Origin of the sequence: Streptomyces sp. NPDC006372, assembly GCF_040612515.1 — a bacterium.
Taxonomy (GTDB): domain Bacteria; phylum Actinomycetota; class Actinomycetes; order Streptomycetales; family Streptomycetaceae; genus Streptomyces.
In genome coordinates this window covers 339,659-363,886 of the sequence record NZ_JBEXQJ010000001.1, presented here as the reverse complement: position 1 = coordinate 363,886, position 24,228 = coordinate 339,659, and the positions used below count along the sequence as shown (strand labels likewise).

The 24,228-nt window shown below is 70.3% G+C and carries 17 protein-coding genes and 3 pseudogenes; 7 read left to right on the top strand and 13 right to left on the bottom strand.

What is annotated here, in order from left to right:
- Window positions 1-197 precede the first annotated feature (197 nt).
- Complete coding sequence (locus ABZ016_RS01655) at window positions 198-3,176, bottom strand: beta-galactosidase (protein WP_356914522.1); 2,979 nt, start codon at window positions 3,174-3,176, stop codon at window positions 198-200.
- A gap of 81 nt (window positions 3,177-3,257) precedes the next feature.
- Here ABZ016_RS01655 and ABZ016_RS01650 point away from each other — a divergent pair, with 81 nt between their 5' ends.
- Together ABZ016_RS01650 and ABZ016_RS01645 are read left to right on the top strand one after the other, a co-directional pair.
- Window positions 3,258-3,716: an Rrf2 family transcriptional regulator gene (locus tag ABZ016_RS01650; protein WP_345659485.1), complete on the top strand. Its 459-nt coding sequence runs from the start codon at window positions 3,258-3,260 to the stop codon at window positions 3,714-3,716.
- 289 nt (window positions 3,717-4,005) lie between these two features.
- A complete protein-coding gene (locus ABZ016_RS01645; protein WP_356914521.1) occupies window positions 4,006-4,659 on the top strand; it encodes a DUF4360 domain-containing protein in 654 nt (217 codons plus the stop codon).
- Window positions 4,660-4,704: 45 nt separating this feature from the next.
- Here the strand turns inward: ABZ016_RS01645 and ABZ016_RS01640 are convergent, their stop codons facing one another.
- Window positions 4,705-5,478, bottom strand: coding sequence for an alpha/beta hydrolase (locus ABZ016_RS01640; RefSeq protein WP_356914520.1), 774 nt, complete (start codon window positions 5,476-5,478; stop codon window positions 4,705-4,707).
- Window positions 5,479-5,609: 131 nt separating this feature from the next.
- Here ABZ016_RS01640 and ABZ016_RS01635 point away from each other — a divergent pair, with 131 nt between their 5' ends.
- Window positions 5,610-6,161 carry a YciI family protein gene (locus ABZ016_RS01635; protein WP_356914519.1) on the top strand — a complete coding sequence of 184 codons (552 nt, stop codon included), beginning with the start codon at window positions 5,610-5,612 and terminating at the stop codon, window positions 6,159-6,161.
- 55 nt (window positions 6,162-6,216) lie between these two features.
- Here ABZ016_RS01635 and ABZ016_RS01630 read toward each other — a convergent pair whose 3' ends face one another.
- From ABZ016_RS01630 to ABZ016_RS01620, 3 genes and pseudogenes are all read right to left on the bottom strand, one after another.
- Window positions 6,217-6,990 carry an intradiol ring-cleavage dioxygenase gene (locus ABZ016_RS01630; protein ID WP_356914518.1) on the bottom strand — a complete coding sequence of 258 codons (774 nt, stop codon included), beginning with the start codon at window positions 6,988-6,990 and terminating at the stop codon, window positions 6,217-6,219.
- Window positions 6,991-7,933: 943 nt separating this feature from the next.
- Window positions 7,934-8,120 (bottom strand): annotated as a pseudogene (locus ABZ016_RS01625) (DUF397 domain-containing protein).
- 32 nt (window positions 8,121-8,152) lie between these two features.
- Window positions 8,153-8,614, bottom strand: a pseudogene (locus ABZ016_RS01620) (Scr1 family TA system antitoxin-like transcriptional regulator); the annotation flags it as partial.
- A 48-nt stretch (window positions 8,615-8,662) separates the two neighbouring features.
- On the opposite strand from ABZ016_RS01620, the pseudogene ABZ016_RS01615 reads away from it, so the two are divergent.
- From ABZ016_RS01615 to ABZ016_RS01605, 3 genes and pseudogenes are all read left to right on the top strand, one after another.
- A pseudogene (locus ABZ016_RS01615) lies at window positions 8,663-9,126 on the top strand (ATP-binding protein).
- Between the two features lie 92 nt (window positions 9,127-9,218).
- Entirely contained in the window at window positions 9,219-9,758 is a 540-nt protein-coding gene (locus ABZ016_RS01610) for an RNA polymerase sigma factor (protein WP_356914517.1), read from the top strand.
- Window positions 9,759-9,845: 87 nt separating this feature from the next.
- Window positions 9,846-10,250: a hypothetical protein gene (locus ABZ016_RS01605; RefSeq protein WP_356914516.1), complete on the top strand. Its 405-nt coding sequence runs from the start codon at window positions 9,846-9,848 to the stop codon at window positions 10,248-10,250.
- Window positions 10,251-10,309: 59 nt separating this feature from the next.
- Here the strand turns inward: ABZ016_RS01605 and ABZ016_RS01600 are convergent, their stop codons facing one another.
- Window positions 10,310-13,501, bottom strand: coding sequence for a BTAD domain-containing putative transcriptional regulator (locus tag ABZ016_RS01600; RefSeq protein WP_356914515.1), 3,192 nt, complete (start codon window positions 13,499-13,501; stop codon window positions 10,310-10,312).
- Between the two features lie 265 nt (window positions 13,502-13,766).
- Here ABZ016_RS01600 and ABZ016_RS01595 point away from each other — a divergent pair, with 265 nt between their 5' ends.
- A complete protein-coding gene (locus ABZ016_RS01595; RefSeq protein ID WP_356914514.1) occupies window positions 13,767-14,753 on the top strand; it encodes an arabinan endo-1,5-alpha-L-arabinosidase in 987 nt (328 codons plus the stop codon).
- 103 nt (window positions 14,754-14,856) lie between these two features.
- Here ABZ016_RS01595 and ABZ016_RS01590 read toward each other — a convergent pair whose 3' ends face one another.
- The 7 genes from ABZ016_RS01590 to ABZ016_RS01560 all read right to left on the bottom strand — a co-directional run bounded on the left by ABZ016_RS01590 (window position 14,857) and on the right by ABZ016_RS01560 (window position 24,228).
- Window positions 14,857-16,653 (bottom strand): histidinol-phosphate transaminase, encoded by a 1,797-nt coding sequence (locus ABZ016_RS01590; protein WP_356914513.1) that lies wholly within the window; start codon window positions 16,651-16,653, stop codon window positions 14,857-14,859.
- Window positions 16,654-16,814: 161 nt separating this feature from the next.
- Complete coding sequence (locus ABZ016_RS01585) at window positions 16,815-17,963, bottom strand: aldose epimerase family protein (RefSeq protein WP_356914512.1); 1,149 nt, start codon at window positions 17,961-17,963, stop codon at window positions 16,815-16,817.
- A gap of 58 nt (window positions 17,964-18,021) precedes the next feature.
- Window positions 18,022-19,266 carry a multiple monosaccharide ABC transporter permease gene (gene mmsB, locus ABZ016_RS01580; protein ID WP_356914511.1) on the bottom strand — a complete coding sequence of 415 codons (1,245 nt, stop codon included), beginning with the start codon at window positions 19,264-19,266 and terminating at the stop codon, window positions 18,022-18,024.
- Window positions 19,263-20,813, bottom strand: coding sequence for a multiple monosaccharide ABC transporter ATP-binding protein (gene mmsA / locus ABZ016_RS01575; RefSeq protein ID WP_356914510.1), 1,551 nt, complete (start codon window positions 20,811-20,813; stop codon window positions 19,263-19,265). Before mmsA ends, mmsB begins: the two co-directional genes overlap by 4 nt.
- A gap of 46 nt (window positions 20,814-20,859) precedes the next feature.
- Window positions 20,860-21,972 (bottom strand): multiple monosaccharide ABC transporter substrate-binding protein, encoded by a 1,113-nt coding sequence (gene chvE, locus ABZ016_RS01570; RefSeq protein ID WP_356914509.1) that lies wholly within the window; start codon window positions 21,970-21,972, stop codon window positions 20,860-20,862.
- A gap of 142 nt (window positions 21,973-22,114) precedes the next feature.
- Window positions 22,115-23,083: a hypothetical protein gene (locus ABZ016_RS01565; protein ID WP_356914508.1), complete on the bottom strand. Its 969-nt coding sequence runs from the start codon at window positions 23,081-23,083 to the stop codon at window positions 22,115-22,117.
- Window positions 23,084-23,208: 125 nt separating this feature from the next.
- On the bottom strand, window positions 23,209-24,228 hold the full coding sequence (locus tag ABZ016_RS01560) for an alcohol dehydrogenase catalytic domain-containing protein (RefSeq protein WP_356914507.1): 1,020 nt from the start codon (window positions 24,226-24,228) through the stop codon (window positions 23,209-23,211).

Here is a 24,228-nt window from a genome sequence, read left to right as displayed (position 1 = left end):
CGCCGTCCCGGCCGGACGCGGCGCCCGCCGGCCCGACGCTTGCCGAGGCGAGTCCGAGACCCGCCCCCGCACCGACTAATCCGTTGATGAAACGCCGTCTTCGCACGAGGTTCCCCTCCCTGTCGGCAGCCCTTGAAAGGCCCACACGGTGAACCAGGTTGCCCGAGAAGGCAATGCGCGCGAACGCCTCGATCCGGTCACACCGGCTTGACCGGCACACCTCCGGCCGCCGCCCCCAGCAGGGTCAGCCGTACGTCCTTCGGCCCGGACGGTGTGGTGCCGTCGGACAGCACCGCCAACGCCAGTGTGTTGGCGCCCCGTGTGCGCAGAATCCCGTTCGGCAGCACGAACGTGTGCTGCGGCCCCACGTCGTTGATGTACTGGCCCATGTTCCAGCCGTTGAGGAAGATCTGGACGCGATAGGCCCGGTCCGGGTCGTCGTCGAGGACCAGCCCGACCGAGGCGTCGACGCCCGGGGCGACGTCCAGCCGGAAGTCCGTCCGGTACCAGGTGATGCCCTGGCGCCGGTCGTCCCGCGGGAGTTCGGCGTCCTTCCAGTCCGCGTCGTCGTGCTCCGGCAGGTGCCAGCCCTCACGCTCCCCGTACAGCCCGCCGTTGTTCATCGGCCCGCGCACCGGATCCGGCGTGGACGCGCCCTGGACGCGCCACTTCACCTCGGGGGAGCCGCCCTCGAAGGTGACGGCGGTCAGCCCGCGTGCCGCCTTGTGCGTGTCGAGCGCCTTGCCGTCCATGTCGTGCTGCATCGGCCGGACGAGCACGGACAGCACGTGCCGGTCACGCTTCCCGTCCCGCGCCTCACGGAAACTCGCCCGCAGCTCCTCCGGCAGGCCGAAGACGGCCTTCGCCGTCCAAGTGCCCTGCCGCGCCCGCTTCTTGTCCGGCACCGGCATCCGGTGCGTGCCCAGCGGCTCCCCGTCCAGCCAGGCCATCAGCAGGCCCTGCGTGCCCGTGCTGTACGCGAGGGACACGGACTCGATGCCGTTCTCGTCGCTCCACTCGCCCCGGTACCAGACGTCGCCGTAGTGGAAGCCGTAGTCGTCGGCGAACAGCACGGGCTGCCCGTCGGGCACGGGCGTGGTGCTGAACGACGTCGTCCGGTCGGCCGTCGTCCAGCCGGAGTCGTCGAAACCGGGCTCCGCCTCCGGGTTCTCCGTCCGCCGCCGCCAGCCCTCCAGGGCGGGCAGGGCCGGCCGGGTCACCCCGGGGAGCGGCCGCAGCGCCAGCAGACTGCCGGAGGCGCTGATCCGCGTGGGCACCGCACGCCCGTTCCACGTCACATGGGTGATCCCGGGTGGCCCCCACACCTCCAGGCCGGTCGCGCCGACGGTGTCGCCGGTCAGGTGGACGGTGGAACCGCGCAGGGTGGCGGACCGCAGCAGCGACGGGCCATAGACGAGGAGCCGGCCGGAGGGGGTCTCGTAGGGCCACAGCCGCACGGCCGTCGCGTCGTCGGCGAACAGCAGCAGCATCGGCGTGTCCACGCCGTCGCCCTCGACCCGCACCCGGCTCAGCCCGCCGGACCCGAGCGGAGCGCTGACGTTCAGCTTGCCCAGGTTGTAGGCCCAGGCGGGCTCCGCGTCCAGCCGCATGGGGGTCGGCTCGTCCGGGCAGTCCAGCACGACCTGCGCCAGATCGCCCCGCCGGCCCGTGAACACGGCGATGTCCTGCCGCCCGGCGGTCAGGCTCAGCATGGGCTGCACGGTGGAGTGCACCATCGTCCGCCTCCCGAGCCGCAGCCCGGCGGCGATCAGTTTGGCGTCCCGCGCAGGGACGGTGACCGGCACGTCGATCCCGGCGTCCGGCAGCGTCGAGGTGACCGCCTCGCCGGAGTCGTTGCGCAGGACGTAGACATGGGCGCCGGTGTCGGGGTTGGCCAGGTGGTAGACCTTGATCCGCTCGTCGGTGGCGCGTACGGCCTTCGCCCGGTCCAGTCGGGCGAGGTCCGGCACGTGCCGCAGCAACTGCCCGATCTGGTGCATCGGGGCGAGCTTGGGCGTGGCGTTGCGGGCCTCGTCGAAGGCCGCGCCGTAGTCGTACGAGGTGTAGACGACCGGCGCGGGCAGCCAGCCCCAGGAGGTGCCGCCGAAGGTCATGTAGACGTTGTGCAGCGTGATGCCGTTCGCGAGGTTGGTGAGGTAGAAGCGCCGCTCGTAGGCCGCGTCCCGGGTCCGGCGTGCCTCGGCGTACCCCTTCCCGTCGAACCAGGACCCGCCCCACGGGTCGAACCAGCCCCCGCCGAACTCGGGCACGAACCCGGGTGTCTTCGGACTGGCCGTGGCGCCGCCCTTCGCCCCGCCGGCCCCGAAGTGCCCCCAGTCGGGCGGCACCTCGCCCGGCTCGGGATACCCGTCGAACCCGTACAGCCAGCGCCCCTTCTCGCCCCCGGTGCCGAACGAGCCCGGGGCCCAGGTCCCGTTGCGCCCCTTGTCGTTGTGGAACAGCGGCACGTCGATGCCGTCGGCGCGGACCTTCTCGTACAGGTACGACATGTAGGCACGCCCGGACGGCTCGTCGACGTGCGCGTCGTACTCGTTCTCGAGCTGGTACAGCAGGACCGTGCCCGTGCCCCGGGTGAACAGCCGCTTGGCGACGACGGCGTTGACGGCGGTCAGCCACTCGTCGACGTACCGCAGGTAGGTCGGGTCGGAGGTCCGGGCCCTGCCCTCGGTCGCGGTCAGCCAGCCGGGGAAGCCGCCCGCGTCGACCTCCGCGTTGATGTACGGGCCGGGCCGCAGGATCACGTACAGACCGGTCTCGGCGGCCGTTCGCAGGAACAGGTCCAGGTCGCGCACACCGGTGAAGTCGTACCGGCCCGGGGCGGGGGAGTGGTAGTTCCAGGCGACGTACACACTGACGGCGTTGTAGCCGTAGGCACGCATCTTCTGCAGCATGTCCCGCCAGAGCGACGGGCTCGGCAGCCGGAAGGGGTGCATCTCGCCCGACCAGAGCACCAGGCGCCGGCCGTCGACCACCAGCGAGTAACGGTCGAAGCCGATCTCGTGCCGCCTGCCGTCCGCGCTCGGCACGGGCGGCGGCGGGCCGGTGGGCACGCGGCGTCCCGGGACGGCGGAGGTCGGCGACCCGCTGCCGGTCAGCGCGAAGCCGAGCGCCGCCGTGCCGGCGAGAGCGTGGAAGGTACGCCTGCTGAGCTCCAAGGGAGCGCCTCCTGTTGTGCTGCCGTGCCGTACGTGGTGCTGGTGCGTCATTGTCTACAGGCCGACCGCGACAATGGTGCTATGAGGATCTCGGCACGTGCGGACTACGCGGTACGAGCGGTCGTGGAGCTGGCCGCCCGGCAAGGTGAGGGGCCGGTCAAGGCGGAGGCCGTCGCCTCCGCGCAGGACATTCCCCACAAGTTCCTGGAGGGGATCCTCGGCGATCTGCGCCGCGGGGGTGTCGTCGACAGCAGGCGCGGCGGGGGCGGTGGCTACCGGCTGGCCCGGGAGGCCGCCGAGATCACGGTCGCGGACGTGATCCGGGCCGTGGACGGCCCGATCGTCTCGGTACGCGGCGAGCGCCCGACCGGCCTCGCCTACACCGGCACGGCCGAGCCGCTGCTGCCGCTGTGGGTCGCCCTGCGGGCCAATGTGCGCAGGATCCTGGAGGGCGTGACGGTCGCCGACCTCGCGGCCGGGGCGCTGCCCGAGCCGGTGGAGCGGCTGGCGGCGGAACCGGCGGCGTGGGAGAACCCGTGACGGGCCGCGTCCGTGCCGGTGGGTGATCCTCATCGCGTCCTCGGGGAGTCCTGGGTCTGACGCACTGCACCGCACCTTATGTGTCCACCGACATCCCGCGTGAATTCACGCCACTGTGAATGGCCGGAGAGCGCTCTGGCCGACCCCTCCCGCCCTGCGTACGATGCCACCGCTCCCGGCCTTCACAGCTCCTTCATGGAATGGTCACAGGTCGGGGGTGCATGTGCTGTCGTCTTGACATGCCCATGCCCGCCTAGTGATCCACCCCCCACGAACGGATGGGAGAACCATGGCCGGTGGCCTGCTCCTGAGCGGCGCGATAGCCGCGCTCCTCACCAGCGCACTCCCCGCACAATCCCCGTCCTCCGGGTTCGACGACCCGCCCCCGGACAAGATCGTCATCAAGGTCGCCACGGTGAACGGCTCCGGCTGTCCCGCGGGCACGGCAGCGGTCGCCGTCTCCGAGGACAACACCGCGTTCACGGTCACCTACAGCGACTACCTCGCCCAGGCCGGCGGCGGCTCCGACCCGACCGCGTTCCGCAGGAACTGCCAGCTCAGCCTGATCGTCCACGTCCCCGGCGGCTTCACCTACGCCATCGCGAGCGCCGACTACCGGGGCTTCGCCTCCCTCCAGCCCGGCGCGAGCGGTGCCCAGCGGGCCTCGTACTACTTCCAGGGCTCACCGAGCACGGTGCAGAAGAACCACCCCTTCAGCGGCCCCCTCAATGACAACTGGCAGGCCACCGACGAGACGGACTGGGCCCAGCTGGTCTACGCACCCTGCGGAGTCCAGCGCAACTTCAACATCAACACCGAGCTCCGGGTCAACGCCGGTTCCCAGTCGGCCAACAAGGTCAGCTTCATGACGATGGACTCGACGGACGGGGACATCAGCACGGTGTACCACCTGGCGTGGAAGGAGTGCCCGCCGAAGAAGTGACGTGGTGAACGGGGGCGGCCCACCCGCGCGGTGGGCCGCACTCGGCTACCGCTCCTTCAAAGCCGCCGCGGTCGCCGCCACGAAGGCCTCCGGGTTGTCCAGCATGATGTTGTGCCCGCAGTCGGGGATCGCGACGACGGACACCCCGGCCCCGACCAGGGCGTCGGCGCCCGGGAGCGGTCCGTCGTCCTCGGGGAGCAGGAACGTACGGGGAATCCTCAGCTCCAGCAGCATCTCGCGCATCGTGGGCACCGAGCCGCGGGTGAGGTGGACGGCACTGCGGTGCAGTGCTGCCAGGCCCGCCAGTCTCATCGTGGACCACCAGTGCGCCCCGACCCGGTCGCGCACCTCCTCCCACCCCCCGCCGTTCACGAACTCCTCCTCGGAGTAGGAGGCGATACCGCTGCTGCCCGACGAACCCGGAGCACGCGGAATCGGATCGAGGTTGGCGTCCACCAGCACCAGGCGCGAGACCAGACGAGGATGCCGGGCGGCCAGGACGATGGCGACGGAACCGCCCATGCTGTGCGCGATGACCTCCGCGCCTGCGACACCCGCCTCCTCCAGGGCAGCGGCGAGGGCGTCGGCATGCGACTCCAGCGTGTAGTCGAAGGAGATCGGCCGATCGCTGATCCCGTGGCCCAGGAGGTCGACCAGCAGCGACCGCCGCCCGGCCAGCCGGTGATCGACCGCGACTTCCGTGAAGTAGGCGGGCGACGTGGCACCCAGCCCGTGCACGTACACCCGTGGCGGCTCCTGCCCCGGCAACTCGACCCAGCGGATGTGATCGCCCTCGGGGGTCACTGCGGCGCTGCGCACGGTCTGCTCTCCTCTGTTCACGGTGGATTCGGTGCGGAGAGTGACGAGCGTAGCCACAGCGACGCGAGGCGCCGGCCCGACCCCGGAAAGGCAGTTGAGATCCGGCGCGTGGTGGGCAAGGCTCGGCGACCATGGAGTTCGTCTGCTACCACCGCGACCGACCCGGATCACTGCCCCTGCGCGGGAAGCTGGTGGAGGACCACTGGTCCTACATGGACCAGTACGCCGCCGAGCTGATCGCCCGCGGCCCGACCTTCGCGGCCGACGGTGAAACCCCCACCGGCAGCATCCACATCGTCGACCTGCCGGACCCCGCCGCCGCCCGGGCCTTCGCCTTCGACGAGCCCAACTACCAGGCGGGCGTGTACCGGGACGTCCTGCTGCGCCGCTGGCGCAACCTGCTGGGCCGCACCATGTGGGAGTTTCCCGGCGGCCCGACGGCAGGCAACCGCTTCCTGGTACTCGGCCTCAGTTCGGGTCAGGCGGCTGACCTCGAGGTTCCCTCCGACCGCAGGGACGAACTGATCGCGTACGGACCGCTCCTCTCCGACGACGGCGATGCCTGGCTGGGCACGGCGGCGCTGGTGCGGGCGCCTGACGCGGAGGCGGCGCGTGGGGTCCTGACGCAGGGGCGGTACGCCGACATCGAGGTACACGACTGGGAGTTCGGCGGACGACGGTGACGAGTGGCCCCGGAGCCCACCGAAGCGGCTGGGCCCGGGGCCGTGCGGGTCGGCGTCAGCCCTGTTCGACGCCCAGTGTCAGCGCACCGGCGTAGCCGGCCGACGTCGTGCTGCCGAGGGCGGTGAGGGTGAGGAGGCCTGAGCGGGCGCCTCCGTCGTCGTAGATGCCGTCCTGGGCGAGGGTGGTGCGGGGGACCGTGTTGACCGCGTACTGGGAGAGTCGCGCGACCTTGGCCGTGATCGTCTCGGCGAAGAAGAGCTGGCCGGTGTGCAGCTCCTGACCGCCCTCGAAGGAGCCGTCGGGGGTCAGGGTGACGTCCGTGTGGACCTTGACGTGGATGTGCACGCAGCGGCCCCGGTACCAGCCCGGGTAGATCGTGGTGATCTTCGCGACGCCGCTGGAGTCGGTGAGGACACCGCCGCGCAGGAACGTGCCGTTGTCGGGCTCGTCGTGGCCGTTCTCGCCCACGAAGCCGGAGTACTCACCGAGGGCGTCGCAGTGCCAGATCTCGACCAGGGCGTTCTTCAGCGGCGCGCAGGTGTCGTCGTCCACGACCGTGAGGGTCAGCTTCAGGGGGATACCTGACTTGCCCTCGCTGATGTCGGCGCGAACGTACTGTCCGTCGAGGTAGTAGGGGCCTTCGGTCATCTCCTTCGTGAGGGTGCAGACGGCTGTGGCGGCGACAGGGGCGGTGCTGTCGGCTCGGGACGCGGGGGCGTCGGTCGACGCGGCGACTCCGACGGCCAGTGTCGCGGCGGTGGCGCCGGTGGCGAGGAGGACGGTGCGGCGTCCGACGGGGGATGAGTTGGTGCTCGTCTCGTCTGTCATGAACACGGCAGAGTAGAGGCGGACTCTGTCCGTGCGCTGTGAGTTCGGCAAAGTCCCGCGGCGTCAAGTATCTGATGAGACAGGCACTTTGCGGCCCTGATGAGGCCACTCGCTTCTTGCCAGTGTCGTGCTTCCACGGCCTGCCTCAAGGGCGCTCCGCGTCGCCTTCGGCGATGGCCCTACGGGCCACCCTTGACCCAGCCCGCTCCAGCACGGGAGAGAAGCGAGCGAACGGCCGGAGAGGAACGGGTGGCCACAGCTTGCCCACCCTCACGCCCCTCAAGAAGCCGACCGGCGAGAGGGGGCGCGCTCGCGTCTCGCCTGCACGCCGGGAGGGCTTAGCGGCGAGCGGTGGGTGGGGGCGCCTCCGCGGGGGTGGGGTACGCCGGGTGGGCTCGGCGGCGAGCGGCGAGCGGCGGGTTGGGGTTGGGGTGGCGCGTCTGCGGGGGTGCGGCATGTCGGGTGTGCTCGGCGGCGAGAGGCGGGTTCGGGGTGGCGGCGGCGCGACGGTCCTCGGCAATGGGTGTTCTGCAGGCAGTTGGAGCCTTTCGGCCGCCACGGACTCCGCCCACCTGGGCTGATGTGCGGCAGCAGTGGCCCAATCGCTCCACTTACTGCTTTCCGCCTTCGCCGAACCGGCCGGCCGGGCATGCCCCCGGCTCTGCTGCCACGCACCACCCACCCACCGTTCGTCGCTGAGCTCGCCCGGCGTGCTGGCGAGGCGCGGGGGCGTCCGCCCGATGCCGGCCGGCGATGCAAGGGGCCGGTGATCGCAGGCATGGTTTGGCCACCCGCTTTTCGGGCCGCTCGCTCGCTTCTCTCACGTGCTGGAGCGGACTGTGTCAAGGGTGGCCCGCAGGGCCATCGCCGAAGGCGACGCGAAGCGCCCTTGAGGCAGGCCGTGGAAGCACGGCACTGACAAAGAAGCGAGTGGCCCCGACAGTTACTTGGTGGCGTGCGTGAGGAAGGCCGACCAGGCGGTGGGGGAGGCGGAGCTTGGGGCCCTGCCTGTTCTTGGAGTCGCGGATGTGGACGGTGCCTGGGCGGATGGCCATCTCGACGCAGTCGCAGTCGCCGTCGCCGCTGCTGCTGTAGCTGGACTTGAACCAGGCCAGTTCGACGGTGCTCATAGGGCTCCTCGCATCCGCTGCAACAGGCTCAGCCGTTCCCTCAACAGTTCCTGTCGCTCGGCACGAGCGGTCCACCGCTCTTCGATCTGGGCGTCGTCCAGCGGGGGCAACTGATGGACGAACAGTGCTCGCGCATACGCCTCCGTCTCCAACAGCCCAGGAATCATGCGGCATTCGTAGGTGTACAAGCCGTGGTCTCCAACCCAGCCCACCGCCGAAACCAAGCCGCCAACCCTGGCTGTCGCTCCAAACACCCCGCTGCCTTCCGCAACGCCCCCGTCCTCCCGAACACCTCCTCCGCGCGCTGCACGAATTCAGGATCCGGTATCCGCCTCCCCAACTCCACAGAAGCCACCGTGTGCTTCGAAAACCGCACCAGCTCCCCGAACTCCTCCCGGCTGAGCCCCGCATGCTCGCGCAAGCTCTGAACCACCGCCCCGAACAGTCCGCAGACTGTCCGACGACTCAGGCTCGCCGCCCGTTCCCGTGCCCATGTCCGTCCCCGCCACCCCGTCAACCACTGTCGGTCACCTCCCGACGGCATCATCACGGGCCGTAACCGGTACTGCCGTGGCGCCCGGCTCGCCCGGCGCCTCGCCGCCAACCAGCTGCATGCCTGGGGCATCCCGCACGGCACGGACGTGTCCGATGCCGTCGCCCTGATCGTCGCCGAGCTGGCCGCGAACGCCGTGACGCACGGGCGCGTGCCAGGGCGGGACTTCGAGCTGCGATTGTCGCTCGTCCCCGGCAGGGTCCCGTCCCCGGCAGCGTCCGTGTCGAGGTGACCGACAGTCGCAGTGGGCCGCCGTTCCCGCCGGCCGGACCGAACGGTGTGCGACCGGCCCACCCCCTCGACGAGTACGGCCGGGGTCTCCTCCTCGTCGGGGCACTCGCCGACCGGTGGGAGGTCGTGGACCGCGAGTCGTCGCCCGGCAAGTCCGTCCGCGCCGAGATCGATCTGCCCGGGTGGTCGTCACCGGTCAGTCCGGCCAGGGCCGGTCAGTAGCCGCTCAACGTTCCCTCAATCCCCGTTCCACACGGCCCGAGAAGACTCCCCGCGCAAACGCTCCGCACACACAGACGGGGGTGTCTGAAGCCATGAGCAAGTCACTGACCGATGTCCGCGATCAGCCCGGCAGCGCCTCGTTCGACGAGGTGTTCTGCGGGCTGCTGCCCAAGCTCTACGCTCGGGCCGCCGCCCTCACCGGGGCAGCGCAGTGCGGTGAGGACGCGGTGCACGACGTGTATCTGAAACTGGCCTCGCGGCCCCGGAGGTTCCTCGAACATCCGGAGCCCGCCGCGTACGCCTTCTCCGCCCTGGCCAGTGCCACTCGGGACGGCTGGCGACGTGAGAAGAGGCAGGCGGAGGAGCGGCTACGGCATGCCGCCGGCGCCTGGGACGGCGGAGTCGAGGAGCGGACCGGTGAGATCGAGGCCGTGCGGCTGCTGGATCAACTGCCGCGTCAGCAGGCCCGCGTCGTGATCCTCGTGGACCTCGACGGCTACACGACCGAACAGGCCGCCCGGATCCTCGGGATAGGGCGTGGAACCGCCGCCCGGTACCGGACGCGGGCCGTGCGCCGGCTCCGTCGTCTGCTGGGACGTGACGTCGACACGGGCGGGACCGGCGCACAGTGACGCGCGTCACATTGGAGTCGGACATGCGGGGCGGCAGGCCCGTTCATGTACCCCGTGAAAGCCCGACACGACTACGGGGAGCAGAACATGATCAAGCGTCGGATACTGACCGGAACCCTCGCCACTGTCGCGGTGGCGGGCCTCGCGACCCCGATGGCCTCGGCCACCACGTCCTCCGCGCCGCAGACGGAGACGCAGCCGAAGGTCAAGGCCTGTGAGCTGTACTCCAACAACGTCGTCCAGACCGGGAACGACCTCTCCGGCGTGGGTGGCCGCCGGGGCTGTGCCGGTGACGACTCCCAGACGGTCACGGTGACGGTCTACAAGTGGGTCAACAACGGATCCGATGTGAAGGTCGGCTCCGCCACCCAGTCCGCCGCCAACGTCGAGCTGAACGCCCGGGGTGCCTGCCAGGGCAAGGGCTTCTACTACACGTACACGCAGGACAGCGCGGGCGGGGAGAAGTACAGCCCCCGCGTCGAGATGTGCTGAGCACCCGAGCCTGAGGCGACGTGCGGGAGCGGCGGCAGCGGCCGTCGCTCCCGCACGGGTCACGGTCGCGCACCTGTCTCCGCGTAGATCGTGCGCGCACCTTGCCGTGCCGGCTCGGCGGAGGGGTCGTCCAGGGCGCTCAGGGCGTCGCTCAGGGCCACCAGGGCTCTGGCCTCGCCCAGGCGATGACCTGTGCGGCGGTTGAGGGCGACGGCGGCGCGGGCCCGGGCACGTCCTGCTGACGGTCGTCCGCACGCCGTGTGGAGGGCGGCGAGCTCCGTCAGTGTCCGGGCCTTGACGACGTCGAAGCCGCCCTGGTGGGCCAGGGCCAGCGCCTGACGGGCGCAGGCCAGGGCCTCGCGGTGATGCTGCCGTGCCCGGTGGGCTTCGGCGAGGCCGAGCAGGATCTCGGCCTCGGTGCGCTGGTTGCCGACCTGGCGGGCGATGGGCAGGGCCCGTTCGTGGACACGGGTGGCTTCCTCCGTGTGGCCCGTTCTCAGGTGGGCGTCGGCGAGTGTGCCCAGGGCGATCGCGAGCAGCCGGCGTCGTCCGGTGGTCTCGGCGAGCCGGAGCGAGTGCTCGGCGTACTTCAGGGCCTGCTGGTGGTGTCCGAGGTCCAACTCGATCCTGGCGGCGATGTCGAGAGTCGTGGGGTTCGCGTGCTGCGGCTCGGCGCTCGACGTCCCGGCGTTCCCGCCGTCCCCCGCCCGCAGCGCCCGGGCCGCCTTCTCCAGTCTGCCCTGTTCCCAGTACGTCGCGCTGAGCGCGGGCAGCCGGTGGGTCTCGTCGCCCGCTCCGGCTTCGCGGAGTATGCGCAGCGCCTGTTCCAGGTGCTCGGCGGACAGCGCCAGGCGCCCCCGGTCGCGGTAGGCCAGGCCCAGGCCGATCAGGGCCTGTGCCTCGGCGTCCGGGCGGTCGGCCTCGCGGGAGAGGCGCAGGGCCTCGGTGAAGTGGGCGAGGGCGGCGTCGAGTCGGGCCGCTTCCGTGTCGATCAGTCCCAGTCCGCCCAGGGCCAGGGCCTGGCCCAGCGGGTCGCCGCTCTCGCGGTGCAGGTGCAGGACACGGGTGTGGTGGTGGACGGCCTGCGTGTGGTGGCCCATGTCCCAGTGGGCGATGCCCAGACTGCGGTGCATGGCGGCCTGGCCGGGACGGTCGCCGTCGGTCTCCGCCGCGTGCAGTGCGGCCTGGGCGGCGGTCTGCCAGACGCCGCGCGGCAGGCCGAGCCAGCAGTAGCGGAGCAAAGCGGTCATCAGCCCCCAGGCGAAGTGCCGGGGGCCGGAGCCGGCTGTGTGCTCCACCGCGGCGAGGAGATTGGCCTGCTCAGCTTCCAGCCGGTCGAGCGCGACGGTGACTTCGTCCGGGGTCGCGGGCGGGTCGTCGGGGCCCGCCGGGTCACGCGGGAGTTGCGGGTACTGCCAGGGGAGGGCGCCCCCGCACATCTCGGCGGTGTGCAGGTAGGAGGTGTGCAGCCGCTCCTCGGCCGCCGCCCGCGAGGCCGGTGGCTCCTCGGCCGTCGCTCGCTCGCGGGCGTAGTCGCGCAGCAGGTCGTGGAAGCGGTACCGGTCGTGTGCGGGGGACTCGATCAGGTGGGCCGTCGTCAGGGTGGTGAGCAGCGGCCCCGCCACGGACTCGGACGTGCCGAGCAGCGCGGCTGCGGCAGGCCGGGTGATGTCCGGCCCCGGGACCAGCCCGAGCAGGCGGAAGAGCCGAGCGGCGTCCGGGGCCAGCGCACGGTAGGAGAGGTCGAAGGCGGCGCGCACGGCGGAGGAGCGGTCGTCGTCCAGTTCCAGCGTGGCCAGCCGGTTTCCGGCCGCCAGTTCGGCGGCCAGGTCGGCCAGGCGCCGGCACCGGTCCGCGAGCAGCTGGGCGGCGGCCACTCGCAGAGCCAGGGGCAACCGGCCGCATCGGCGGGACAGTTCCTCGGCCGCCTCCGGTTCTGCGGCCACGCGCTGCTCGCCCAGGACAGCCGCGAGCAGTTCCCGCGCCTCCTGCGGGGCGAGGGCGTCCAGCCGGAGTGGCTCGGCGCCGTTATGGGCGACCAGGCCGGTCAGGCGTTGGCGGCTGGTGACCAGCACGCGGCAGGTCGGGCTGCCGGGCAGGAGGGGCCGGACCTGTCGGACGGAGGCGGCGTTGTCCAGCACGATCAGCATCCGCCGCCCGTCCAGCAGGGAGCGGTAGCGGCGGGCCTGTTCGTCCGGGTCGGAGGGGATCTGCTGGGGTGTCAGGCCCAGGCTGCGGAGCAGTTGGCCGAGGGCCTCCCGAGGTGTCACGGGCGCGCTTTCGTGGTCGTAGCCGCGCAGATCGACGTAGAGCTGTCCGTCGGGGAAGCGGTCGCGTGCACGGTGGGCCACGTGGATGGCCAGTGCGGTCTTGCCGACGCCGGCAGCGCCGCTGATCACCGAGAGCGCGACGGCCTCCCCGGGGTGCGCGTCCAGCAGTGTGCTCAGCCGGGCCAGTGCTTCCGCGCGGCCGCTGAACCCCACCACGTCATGAGGCAGTTCGGCGGGCGCCAGCCGTGTTCCGCCGAGGCCGGTCTCCGACGGTTCGGGCGGGCCGCGCAGGATTCCGCGGTGCAGGTTCCGTAGTTCGGGGCCCGGGTCGACGCCGAGTTCCTCGGCGAGCCGGCGGCGGGTGTCCTCGTAGGTCTCCAGGGCCTCGGCCTGCCTGTCGCCGCGGTAGAGCGCGGTCATCAGGTGCCGTACCACTCGCTCGTCCAGCGGGTGCGCGGCGAAGAGTTGCCGCAGGCGTTCCAGTGCCTGGTCGAGATGGCCCAGCCGTAAGCCGAGCGCGTGGTAACGGAGTTCGGCGGTGAGGTGCTCGTCGGCCAGTCCGGCCCGGGTCTCCTCCGCCCAGACGCCGGTCAGACCGGACAGTGCCTCCCCCCGCCACTGGGCGAGGGCGTCGCCCAGCAGCTGGGCGGCCGGCTCGTCCTGGCATGCGTCGGCTGCCGAACGGGCCTCGGTCACGAGGCGGCGGAAACGGTGGACGTCGACGTGTTCGGGGGCGACGTCGAGCAGGTAGCCGCCGGAGCTGCGTGCGAGGCGGACGCCGTGGGCACCCGAAGAGCGCAGAGCCGTACGCAGCCGGCCCACGTACCCCGACAGGATGTTACGGACGGAGCCCGGCGGGTCCTCGCCCCACACCCTGTCGATCAGGCGCTCCGCCGAGACGACCCGGCCCGCGTCGCACAGCAGCACCGCCAGCACGCACCGTTGCTTGGCATGTCCGAGAGCCACCGGGCGTGCGGCCACACGCGCCTCCACAGTTCCGAGCACACGGAACTCCACAGCCTCACCCCCTTCGTACCGAGCCTGGATCCCCCTTTTCAGCCTCGATCGTCCCGCGTCGGCATAAACAGTCGCCCAACGGATCTTCAACAGATCTCCTGTGCCGGTCACACCTGTTGCCGCCCCGCCCCATTGACGCGCAAGGTGTTCGATTCTACGGTCCGTTCGAACTTGCGATCGCTGTTCGAGATGCCGGGCAGCGCGTCACCCCCACCGCAAGGAGGACCGTATGAGCCGCTCCCGCTTCGTCCTGCGCAGGAGAACCGCCCTGCTCGCCCTCCCCGCCGCCGCCCTGCTGGCACTCGTGCCGAGCACGGCGTCCGCGTACCCCAACCCCGGGCGGGTCACCGGCGATGTCGTCACCCACGACCCGTCGATGATCCGCACCTCGTCCGGCCAGTACCTGCTCTACGCCACCGGCGGCGGTATCGCCAACAAGACCTCCGCCGACCGCACCGCCTTCCGGAACGGCGCCGACGCGTTCGCGGGGAGGCCGAGCTGGTGGCGGAACTACTCCTCCGTCCCGGAGGCCTGGGCGCCGGACATCTCGTACCAGGGCGGCAAGTACCTGATGTACTACTCCGTCTCGAAGTTCGGCTCGAACACGTCCGCCATCGGACTCGCGACCTCCAGCACCGGCCAGCCGGGCAGCTGGACCGACCAGGGCACGGTCTACACGTCGAACTCCGCGAGCGACTTCAACGCCATCGACCCGAACCTCTTCGTGAACGACGACGGCAAGTGGTGGCTGTCCTTCGGCAGTTGGTGGACCGGCATCAAGATGATCCAGCTCAACCCGTCCACCGGGAAGCAGCTCTCCTCCAACACCACCCGCTACTCGCTCGCCTCCCGCCCGACCGGCACCAAGGCCGTCGAGGCGCCCTTCATCGTCAAGCGGGGCGGCTACTACTACCTCTTCGCCTCGTACGACACCTGCTGCGCCGGGACCAGCTCCACGTACAAGGTGAAGGTCGGCCGCGCCTCCAGCGTCACCGGCCCGTACCGCGACAGGAACGGCGTCGACCTCATGAACAACGGCGGCACCCCGGTCCTCGAGTCGCACGGCAGCGTCATCGGACCGGGCGGTCAGTCGATCATGAAGGACGCCGACGGCGACCTGATCGTCTACCACTACTACGACGGCAACGACAACGGCACGCCCAAGCTGGGCATCAATCTCCTGAACTGGAGCAGCGGATGGCCCGTCGCCTACTGACGGCGGGCCCCTGAAGGGGCGCGGGGAACTGCGCGAGCAACCACCACGCACCCGCAGCACCCGCACCCCCACCCGCGCAGAAACCGCCGACGGCGAGAGGGCGCTACCCGGCCTGCCCCATCCCCGCCGCGTTCGGCCAAGCGGCCTGCGCCCCCGGCCAGCCTGTGGCAGGCGCCGGGGACAAGCCGTTCGTACCCCGCACCTGCGCCGCGGTCAGCCCGCCCCGGGCGGGGACTCCCGGCGGGGTGGGACCCATGGGGGCCGGTGTGGGGACCGGCGCCGGAGCAGGGACCGGCGCCGGGGCTGGAGTCGGGACCGGGGCCGGCGCCTGGGCGACGGGAGCCAGCGGCGGTGCCGGAGCGGCCACCGGCTGCGGAGCCGGCTGCGGCACCGGCTGCGGGGTGGGTTGCGGCACCGCCTGAGGCACCGACTGCGGCACCGGCTGAGGCACGGGCTGCGGCATCCGCTGCTGCCCCATCTGCCCCATCTGCCCCATCTGCCCTGCCTGGCCCATCTGTCCCAGATGCGCGGCAGCCGGCATCGGCACCCCGCCCCCCGGAGCCGCCGGCACGGCACCCGCGCCCACGGACGCCGCCGCGGGAAGCGGCATGCCCGTGCCGGCAGCTGGGGCGGCAGCGGGCCCTGGACCGCCGATACCGGCGGCCTGAGCGGCAAGGCCCCGCATGCCGGACCCGTTGGTCTCGCTCACCAGGCGGTCCACTGCCGCCGTACCCGAGCTGTAGCTGGTCCCGTTGCCCAGCTCGGGTACGGCGGCTCCCCTCCTGGACGTCCCGTAGAGCACCTGTTCCAGGCCGGACACCAGGCGACGCACGTCCACCTGGGGGCGCACCACGAGACGCAGGAAGCGGCTGGACGAACCGATCTTGTTGCCGCACTCGCGGACCAGGATCCGGTGCTCGGTGAGCATCCGGTCCCGGACCACCGTGCCTTCGGCGCCCACGGGGAGGCGCACGAAGAGGAAGTTGCCCTGCGACGGGTAGACCGTCAGTCCGGGCAGGGCCGACAGCTGGCTGGCCATGTCGAGGCGGTCGCGGCGCACCTGCTGGAGGCTCTGCGCGTACTCGCTGCCGTGCTCCTTGAGCATGAAGACGACGTGCTCGGCGAAGGAGTTGAGGTTCCACTTGGGGAGCATGGACCTCACCCGCCCGGCGAGCGCCGGGTTGGCGACCAGGTAGCCGAAGCGGATGCCGTGCAGGCCGAAGTTCTTGCCGAGGCTGCGCAGGACCACGACGTTCGGCCGCAGCATCGCCTCCTGGACGACGGACGGCTCCGCCTCGGCGTCCGCGAACTCCAGGAACGACTCGTCGATGACGACCAGGTCCAGGTCGGCCATGGCATCCATGAACTGGACGATGGCGTGCTTGTGCAGGAAGCCGCCGTCGGGGTTGTTGGGGTTGCAGATGACGGCGACGCGCGTGCCCCTCGCGCGGATGAACTCGGCGTACTGCGCGAGGTCGAGGGCGAAGCCGCTGGACTCCTGGAGCGGGTACATGTCGACCCGCTTGCCGGTCTCCATGGGCTGGTCCGTCCAGCGGCCGAACGTGGGGACGGGGATGGCGAGGGACTCGCGGACCAGCAGGTGGTCGATCCAGGTGATGAGCTCGGTGGAGCCGTTGCCCATCGCCACGCACTGCGGCGGAAGCTGGAGCAGGTTGCACAGCTCGGCCGTGATGGTGTCGGCGCTGCTCGGGTAGTACGTGATGATGTCGCGCAGTCTGCCCGCCATGTCCTCGAACATGGCCGGGGTGGGGAAGTAGGGGTTGCAGGGGATGCAGAAGTCCACGGGCCCGGCTCCGTCGCCGCCCTCGCGCGTCAACGCCGCCATCGAGGGGCTGTGTGCCGCAGTGCTGCGGAACAGCGAGGTGACGTTGTCGGCCATGGAACCTCCGTATGAGGCGGGCCCGTGGGGACGGCCGGACCCGACGTTCAAGGGTGGCCCGCGCGGGGGAGCGCGGGCCACCCTTGGATACGGAGCTTGTGGTGACACCGTTCAACCGTCAGGGAAACGGCCAGAACTTGTGTCCTACCCGTGAAGGGCTGTCAGCAACCGAATGTGTGGATGGTCGTCGTGCGGTACGTCTGCCCGGGCCGCAGCACCGTGGACGGGAACGACGGCTTGTTCGGCGAGTCCGGGAAGTGCTGTGTCTCCAGGCACAGCGCGTCGCCCTGCCGGTAGGTGCGGCCGGACGGGCCGGTGAGGGTGCCGTCGAGGAAGTTGCCGGAGTAGAACTGCAGGCCCGGCTCGTTCGTGGCGATCTTCAGGGTGCGGCCGGAGGACGGGTCGCGCAGGGTGGCGACGTGCTCGGGCCGGGCGGTGATGCCCTTGTCGAGGACCCAGTTGTGGTCGAAGCCCTTGGCGGTGACCAGCTGCGGGTGCGAGGTGCGGATGTCCCGGCCGATCGGCTTGGCGCGGGTGAAGTCGAAGGGCGTGCCCGCGACCTTGGCCAGCTCGCCCGTGGGGATCAGGCCCGCGTCGGTCGGGGTGTAGCGGGAGCCGGCGATCCGGAGCTCGTGGTCCTCGATCGTGCCGCTGCCCTCGCCGCCGAGGTTCCAGTAGACGTGGCTGGTGAGGTTGACGACGGTGGCCTTGTCGGTGGTGGCCTCGTAGTCGATGCGCCAGTCGCCGTGCCGGGTGAGCGTGTACGTCACCTTCGCCTTGAGCGTGCCCGGGTAGCCCATCTCGCCGTCGACGCTCGTGTAGTACAGGTGCAGGCCGACGTCGGAGCCCTGGGTGAACGGCTCGACGTCCCACACGCGCTTGTCGAAGCCCTGCGCGCCGCCGTGCAGGCTCTGCTCACCGTCGTTGACGGACAGCTGGTAGTTCTTGCCGTCGAGGGTGAACTTGCCCTTGCCGATGCGGTTGCCGTACCGGCCGATCAGGGCGCCGAAGTACGGGGTCTTCGCGACGTAGTCCTCGAGGTTGTCGAAGCCCGCGGAGACGTTGGCGTACCGGCCGCGGCGGTCGGGGATCTCCAGGGATTGGACGACACCACCCCAGGAGAGGACCTTCAGCCGGGTGCCGCCGTTCTCCAGCGACCAGCTGTAGACCTTGGTGCCGTCGGCGAGCTTGCCGAAGAGCGTCTTCACCGGCTTCCTGCCTCCCGTGGCGTGCGCCGTGCCGCCGAGGGTGGTGGCGGCCATTCCCGCCGCCGCTGCTCCGGCGATGACCGTGCGTCTGTTCAGTTCCATGCGTGCGGCTCCCGTATAAGGAGAGGGCCCCGCCTTCCCGGCGGGGCCCCGATCTGACTTACGAACCGACCTTGCGCTTGTTCCACACGTCGAACCCGACCGCCGCCAGCAGGACCAGGCCCTTGATGACCTGCTGCCAGTCGGTGCCGATGCCGACGAGGTTCATACCGTTGTTCAGCACGCCCAGGACCAGGCCACCGATGATCGCGCCGAGCACGGTGCCGACACCGCCGCTCATCGACGCGCCGCCGATGAACGAGGCCGCGATCGCCTCCAGCTCGAAGTTGAGGCCGGCCTTGGGAGAGGCCGCGTTGAAGCGGGCGGCGAAGACCAGACCCGCCAGGGCCGCGAGCATGCCCATGTTCAGGAAGACCAGGAAGGTGACCTTCTTGTCCTTCACGCCCGACAGCTTGGCCGCGGGCAGGTTGCCGCCGATCGCGTAGATGTGGCGGCCGATGATCGCGTTGCGCATCACGTAGCCGAAGCCGACGAGCAGCACGCCCAGGATGAGCAGCACGATCGGGGCGCCCTTGTAGCTGGCCAGCAGCATCGTCAGCGTGAGGATGGCGGCGCCGATCGCGACCAGCTTCAGCAGGAACAGCTTCGTGGGCGGGACGTCCAGGTTGAACTCCTGCTGCCGCTTGCGGTCACGGACCTCCTGGAAGATCACGAAGGCGATCATCGCGAAGCCCAGCAGCAGCGTGAGGTTGTGGTAGTTGGTCTTCGGGCCGACCTCCGGGAGGAAGCCGTTGGCGACCTTCTGCAGCCCGTCGGGGAACGGGCCGAGGGTCTGGCCCTCCAGGAAGATCTCGGTCAGACCGCGGAAGATCAGCATGCCCGCGAGGGTCACGATGAACGACGGTATGCCGCCGTACGCGATGAAGAACCCCTGGATGGCACCCGCGATCGCGCCCACCGCCAGGCACAGCACCACGGCGAGGACCCACGGTATGTCGTGTTTGACCATGAACACCGCGGCCATCGACCCGACGAACGCCGTCAGCGAGCCGACCGACAGGTCGATGTGGCCGGCGATGATGACCAGCATCATGCCGATCGCGAGGATCAGGATGTAGCTGTTCTGCAGCACCAGGTTGGAGACGTTGCGCGGCAGCAGCAGGTCGCCGTCGGTCCACACGGCGAACAGGACGACGATCAGGCCCAGGGCGATCAGCATGCCGTACTGCCGCATGTTGCGGCGCATGCCCTCCATCACCAGCTGGAGCAGGCCGTCGCCCGCGGCCCCTCCGCTCTTGCCCGGCGGCGCGGGGGCCGGGCTCTTGGCGGTCACGTCCGTGCTCATCGGGTTACCTCTTTGTCCTTCGTCATCTGACGCATCAGCGATTCCTGGGAGGCCTCGGCCCGCGAGAACTCACCCGTCAGCCGCCCCGCGGCCATCGTGTAGATGCGGTCGCACATGCCGAGCAGCTCGGGCAGCTCGGAGGAGATGAAGACGACCGCCTTGCCCTGGGCGGCCAGCTGGTCGATGACCGTGTAGATCTCGTACTTGGCACCGACGTCGATACCGCGCGTCGGCTCGTCCAGGATCAGCACGTCCGGACCCGAGAAGATCCACTTGCTGAGGACGACCTTCTGCTGGTTGCCGCCGGACAGCTTGCCCACCGGCTCGAAGACGGTCGGCGCCTTGATGTTCATGGACTTGCGGAAGCCCTCGGCGACCTGCCGCTCCTCGTGCTCGTCGACCACACCCCGCTTGGCGACCTTGCCCAGGGCGCTCAGCGAGATGTTCCGGTTGATGGTGTCGATGAGGTTGAGGCCGTAGTGCTTGCGGTCCTCGGTGACGTACGCGATGCCGTGCTTGACCGCCTGGGGGACGGTCTTCGTACGGATCTCGGTGCCGTCCTTGAGGACGGTGCCGGCCGCGTACCGGCCGTAGGTCCGGCCGAAGACGCTCATCGCGAGTTCGGTGCGGCCGGCGCCCATCAGACCGGCGATGCCGACGATCTCGCCGCGCCGCACCTGGAGGGAGACGTCGTCGACGACCTTGCGCTGCTGGTCGATCGGGTGGTGCACGGTCCAGCCCCGGATCTCCAGGGCGGGTGCCGCGCCCTCCTCGGGCTCGTGCGGCGACCGCTCCGGGAAGCGGTTCTCCAGGTCGCGGCCGACCATGCCGCTGATGATCCGGTCCTCGGTGGTCTCCGCGGCCTTCACGTCGAGGGTCTCGATGGTCTGGCCGTCGCGGATGATCGTCACCGAGTCGGCGACCTTGCGGATCTCGTTGAGCTTGTGGGAGATGATGATCGAGGTGATGCCCTGCTTCTTCAACTCCAGGATCAGGTCCAGGAGTTTGCCGCTGTCCTCGTCGTTCAGGGCGGCGGTCGGCTCATCCAGGATGAGCAGCTTCACCTTCTTCGACAGGGCCTTGGCGATCTCCACGAGCTGCTGCTTGCCCACGCCGATGTCGGCGACGCGGGTGTCCGGGTGGTCGGAGAGACCGACCCGGCGCAGCAGTTCCGAGGCGTGGCGCAGGGTCTCGGTCCAGCTGATGATCCCGCGCGTGGCGTGCTCGTTGCCGAGGAAGATGTTCTCCGCGAGGGAGAGGTAGGGCACCAGGGCCAGTTCCTGGTGGATGATCACGATGCCGCGCTCTTCGCTGGCCCGGATGTCCTTGAACTGGCAGACCTCTCCCTCGAAGAGGATGTCGCCCTCGTAGGTGCCGTGCGGGTGGACGCCGGAGAGGACCTTCATCAGGGTCGACTTGCCGGCGCCGTTCTCCCCGCAGATGGCGTGGACCTCGCCCTGCTGGACGGTCAGTGTGACGTCCGACAGCGCCTTGACGCCGGGAAAGGTCTTGACGATCGAGCGCATTTCCAGGACGGGTCCCGCCATGGTCGTGCCTTCCAATCAGTGGTGAATCGTCGGTCGGTGGCGGGGACTACTTGAGGTCGCTTGCCTTGTGGTAGCCGGAGTCGATGACGACCTTCTGGTAGTTGGACTTGTCGACGCTCACGGGCTTCAGCAGGAACGCGGGCACGACCTTCACACCGTTGTCGTAGGTCTTGGTGTCGTTGAGCGCCGGCTTCTTGTCGTTCAGCGCCGCGTCGACCATGTCCGTGGCCACCTTGGCGAGTTCGCGGGTGTCCTTGAAGACGGTCTGGGTCTGCTGGCCCGCCTCGATCGACTTCAGGGAGGCGACCTCGGCGTCCTGGCCGGTGACGACCGGCAGCGGCTTGCTCTTGGAGCCGTAGTCGTCGGACTTCAGGGCGGACAGGATGCCGATGGAGATGCCGTCGTAGGGGGAGAGGACGGCGTCGACGCGCTCGGTCTTGTAGGCCGAGGTCAGGATGTCGTCCATGCGCTTCTGGGCGGTGCCGCCGTCCCAGCGCAGGGTGGTGACCTGGTTGAGCTTGGTCTGGCCGGAGCGGACGACGAGCTGCTTCTTGTCGATGTAGGGCTGCAGGACCTTCATCGCGCCGCCGAAGAAGTAGCGGGTGTTGTTGTCGTCGTTGGAGCCGGCGAACAGCTCGATGTTGAAGGGGCCCTTCTTGGAGCCGTCCTTCAGACCCAGCTTCTCGACGATGTAGCTGCCCTGGAGCTCGCCGACCTTCTCGTTGTCGAAGGAGGCGTAGTAGTCGACGTTCTTCGTGCCGAGGATCAGGCGGTCGTAGGAGATGACCGGGATGCCCGCGTCCTTGGCCTGCTGGAGCACGTTGTTCATCGACTTGTTGTCGATGGCGGCGATGATCAGCGCCTTGACGCCCTGCGTGATCAGGTTCTCGACCTGGGAGACCTGCTGGTCCGGGTCGTCCTCGCCGTAGACCAGCTTGGGCTTGTAGCCCTTGGCCTCCAGGTTCTTCTTGACGTAGTCGCCGTCGAGGATCCAGCGCTCGGAGGACTTGGTCGGCATCGCGATGCCGATGGTCCCGCCCTTGGCGTCTCCGTCGCCTTCCTTGCTGCCGCCCTCGCTGTTCTGGCCGCAGGCGGACAGGGTCAGGGCGAGGGACGCGGCTCCGGCTATGGCGGCGAGAGCGGCTCTGCGGTTACGCATGATGATCATCCTTGATCTGTGTGCAGGGCTCGGTCCGGTAGGCGCGAAGTCGCTCCGGGTGGTCGTGCCGGAAAGACCGAGAAGAGATGTGTCGGATTGTGGTCGGCTGTGTCTTCTTTTGTGAAGCCGAGTTTCCGGAACGTTATGCCGAGATTTCGAACCGTTGCAGATCGCCCGGCAGTCGGGACCCGAGCGGCGCCATGTCGCCGTCCGCGCCGTGACGGGCCAGCAGGTCCAGGGCCAGCCGGCCGCGCCGCACCCGCTCCTTGGCGGTGGCCAGGGTCAACTCCCGCATGTGGTGCCCGTACGGGTAGATCCCCGGGGCCTTGGACAGGCCGAACTTCAGGTACAACGGGGCCCCGCGCCGGATGAGTTCGGCGACCTCGTACATCCGGACGTAACCGCCGAGGTCGTCGGGCGCCTCGATGTACATGTCCATCGGAGCGCCGGACACCCGGCGGATCTCCGTGAGGTGATCGAGCGTCAGATCGCTGGGCACGTTGACGGAGTCGGCGCCGAGACGCTCGTAGACCGCGTACGCCGCCGGGTTGACGGGCCCGATGAGCGCACTCACCTTGAGGGTGGTGTCGGCCGGGATGATGCCGGCCGCACGCGCCCGGTGCAGCGTCCACAGCACGCCCTCGTCGGCGACGAGCAGGCACTTGACGCCCAACTCCGTGGCCCGCACGGCGTCTTCGACACACCCGGCGACGGCGTCGTGGCCCCGTGCGCGCAGTCCGGCCCCCCGCGAGTCGGTGCGCGTGGAGCCGCCGATGTCCCAGGTGCCGCGCGGGCCGGTGAACAGGCACAGCTCGATGTCACGCTCGCCGGTCGCCTCGACCATCTCGGTGATCTCGGCGTCGGTCAGCATCCACACGCCGCTGCCCTGGCTGATCCGGTGGATCGGCACGTCCAGCCGCGAGGCCTCCTTCAGGACCACCGCCAGCGCCTCGGGACCCTCGCAGGAGGGGATCTCGGTGCGCCAGCGGCCGCCGCCGGGGAAGGAGTGCGGCGAGGCGTCGGCGGGGTCGAGGGCGGGCGCGTTCAGGCCGAGCGTGGTGAGCGCCTGCTCACCGGGCCTGCGGGCTGCGGTGGCGGAAGCGTCGGTCACAGGAATGTCCTTCGGTTCGATATTTCGGACGAGGTTCGCGGCTCTGGGTAGGGCGAGGCTGGGTAGGGCGAGGCTGGTGTACGCCGGCACGGGAGCCGTCAGGTTGCCCCCGTACCGGCGTACGTCTACGGGCGGAGCAACACCTTGCCCACCTTCGGATCGCCGGCTCCCACCAGCTCGATGGCCCGCGAGAACTCGGCGAGCGGCAGCTCGTGCGTCACCAGCGGCAGCGGGTCGAGCAGACCGGCGGCGAACACCCGGACCGTGTGCGCCCAGGCGTCCGGCGGAGCACCGAAGACGGTGTGCACCTCCAGCTGCTTCACGACCAGGTCCGTCGGGTCGAGACCGTCGGCGCCGGGCGCCGGGATGCCGGTCAGGACCAGCCGGCCCCCGCGGCGGAGCAGGGCGGCGGAGACCTGGGCGGCGTCCGCGGACCCGGCGGTCTCGATGACCACGTCGAAGTCGTCCGGGAGCTCCTGGTCCTTCGTGCGGAAGTCGGTCGCCCCGTACTGCCGCGACAACGCCTCGCGGTCATTCCGGGTGCCGACCACCAGCAGCTCGGCCGGCGAGTTCGCCTTCAGGAACTGCACGGCGAACATGCCGAGCGTGCCGGTGCCCACCACGGCGACCCGCTCGCCGGGCCGCGCGTTCGCCTTCAGCGCGGCGGCGGCGATGCACGCGGCGGGCTCCAGGAGCGCCGCCGCGGTGAGGTCGCAGTCGTCCGGGAGGGCGTGCAGGAGACGGGCCGGCAGCGTCAGCGTGGTCGCCATCGCACCCGGCTGGGTGAACCCGGTCTCCTCGTAACCGGCCGTGCACAGCGTCGTGTCGCCCGCGTGGCAGCGGTCGCAGACCTGGCAGTTGCGGAACCCCTCACCGACGACCTTGCGGCCGACGAGGGACCCGGGGACACCGGCACCCACGGCCTCCACCGTCCCGGACCACTCGTGGCCCGGGGTGAGCGGATAGCGCACGTAGCCCTCGGGGCGGTTGCCCTGGTACACCTCGCGGTCGCTGCCGCAGATGCCGGAGGCGTGGACGCGCACCAGCGCCTCGCCGGCGGCGGGCTGCCGGGGCTCGTGCGGGACGAGGCGATGCTCGCCCGGGGCGTCGATGACGACCGCGGTGTTCGCGTCGGCGGTGCTCAC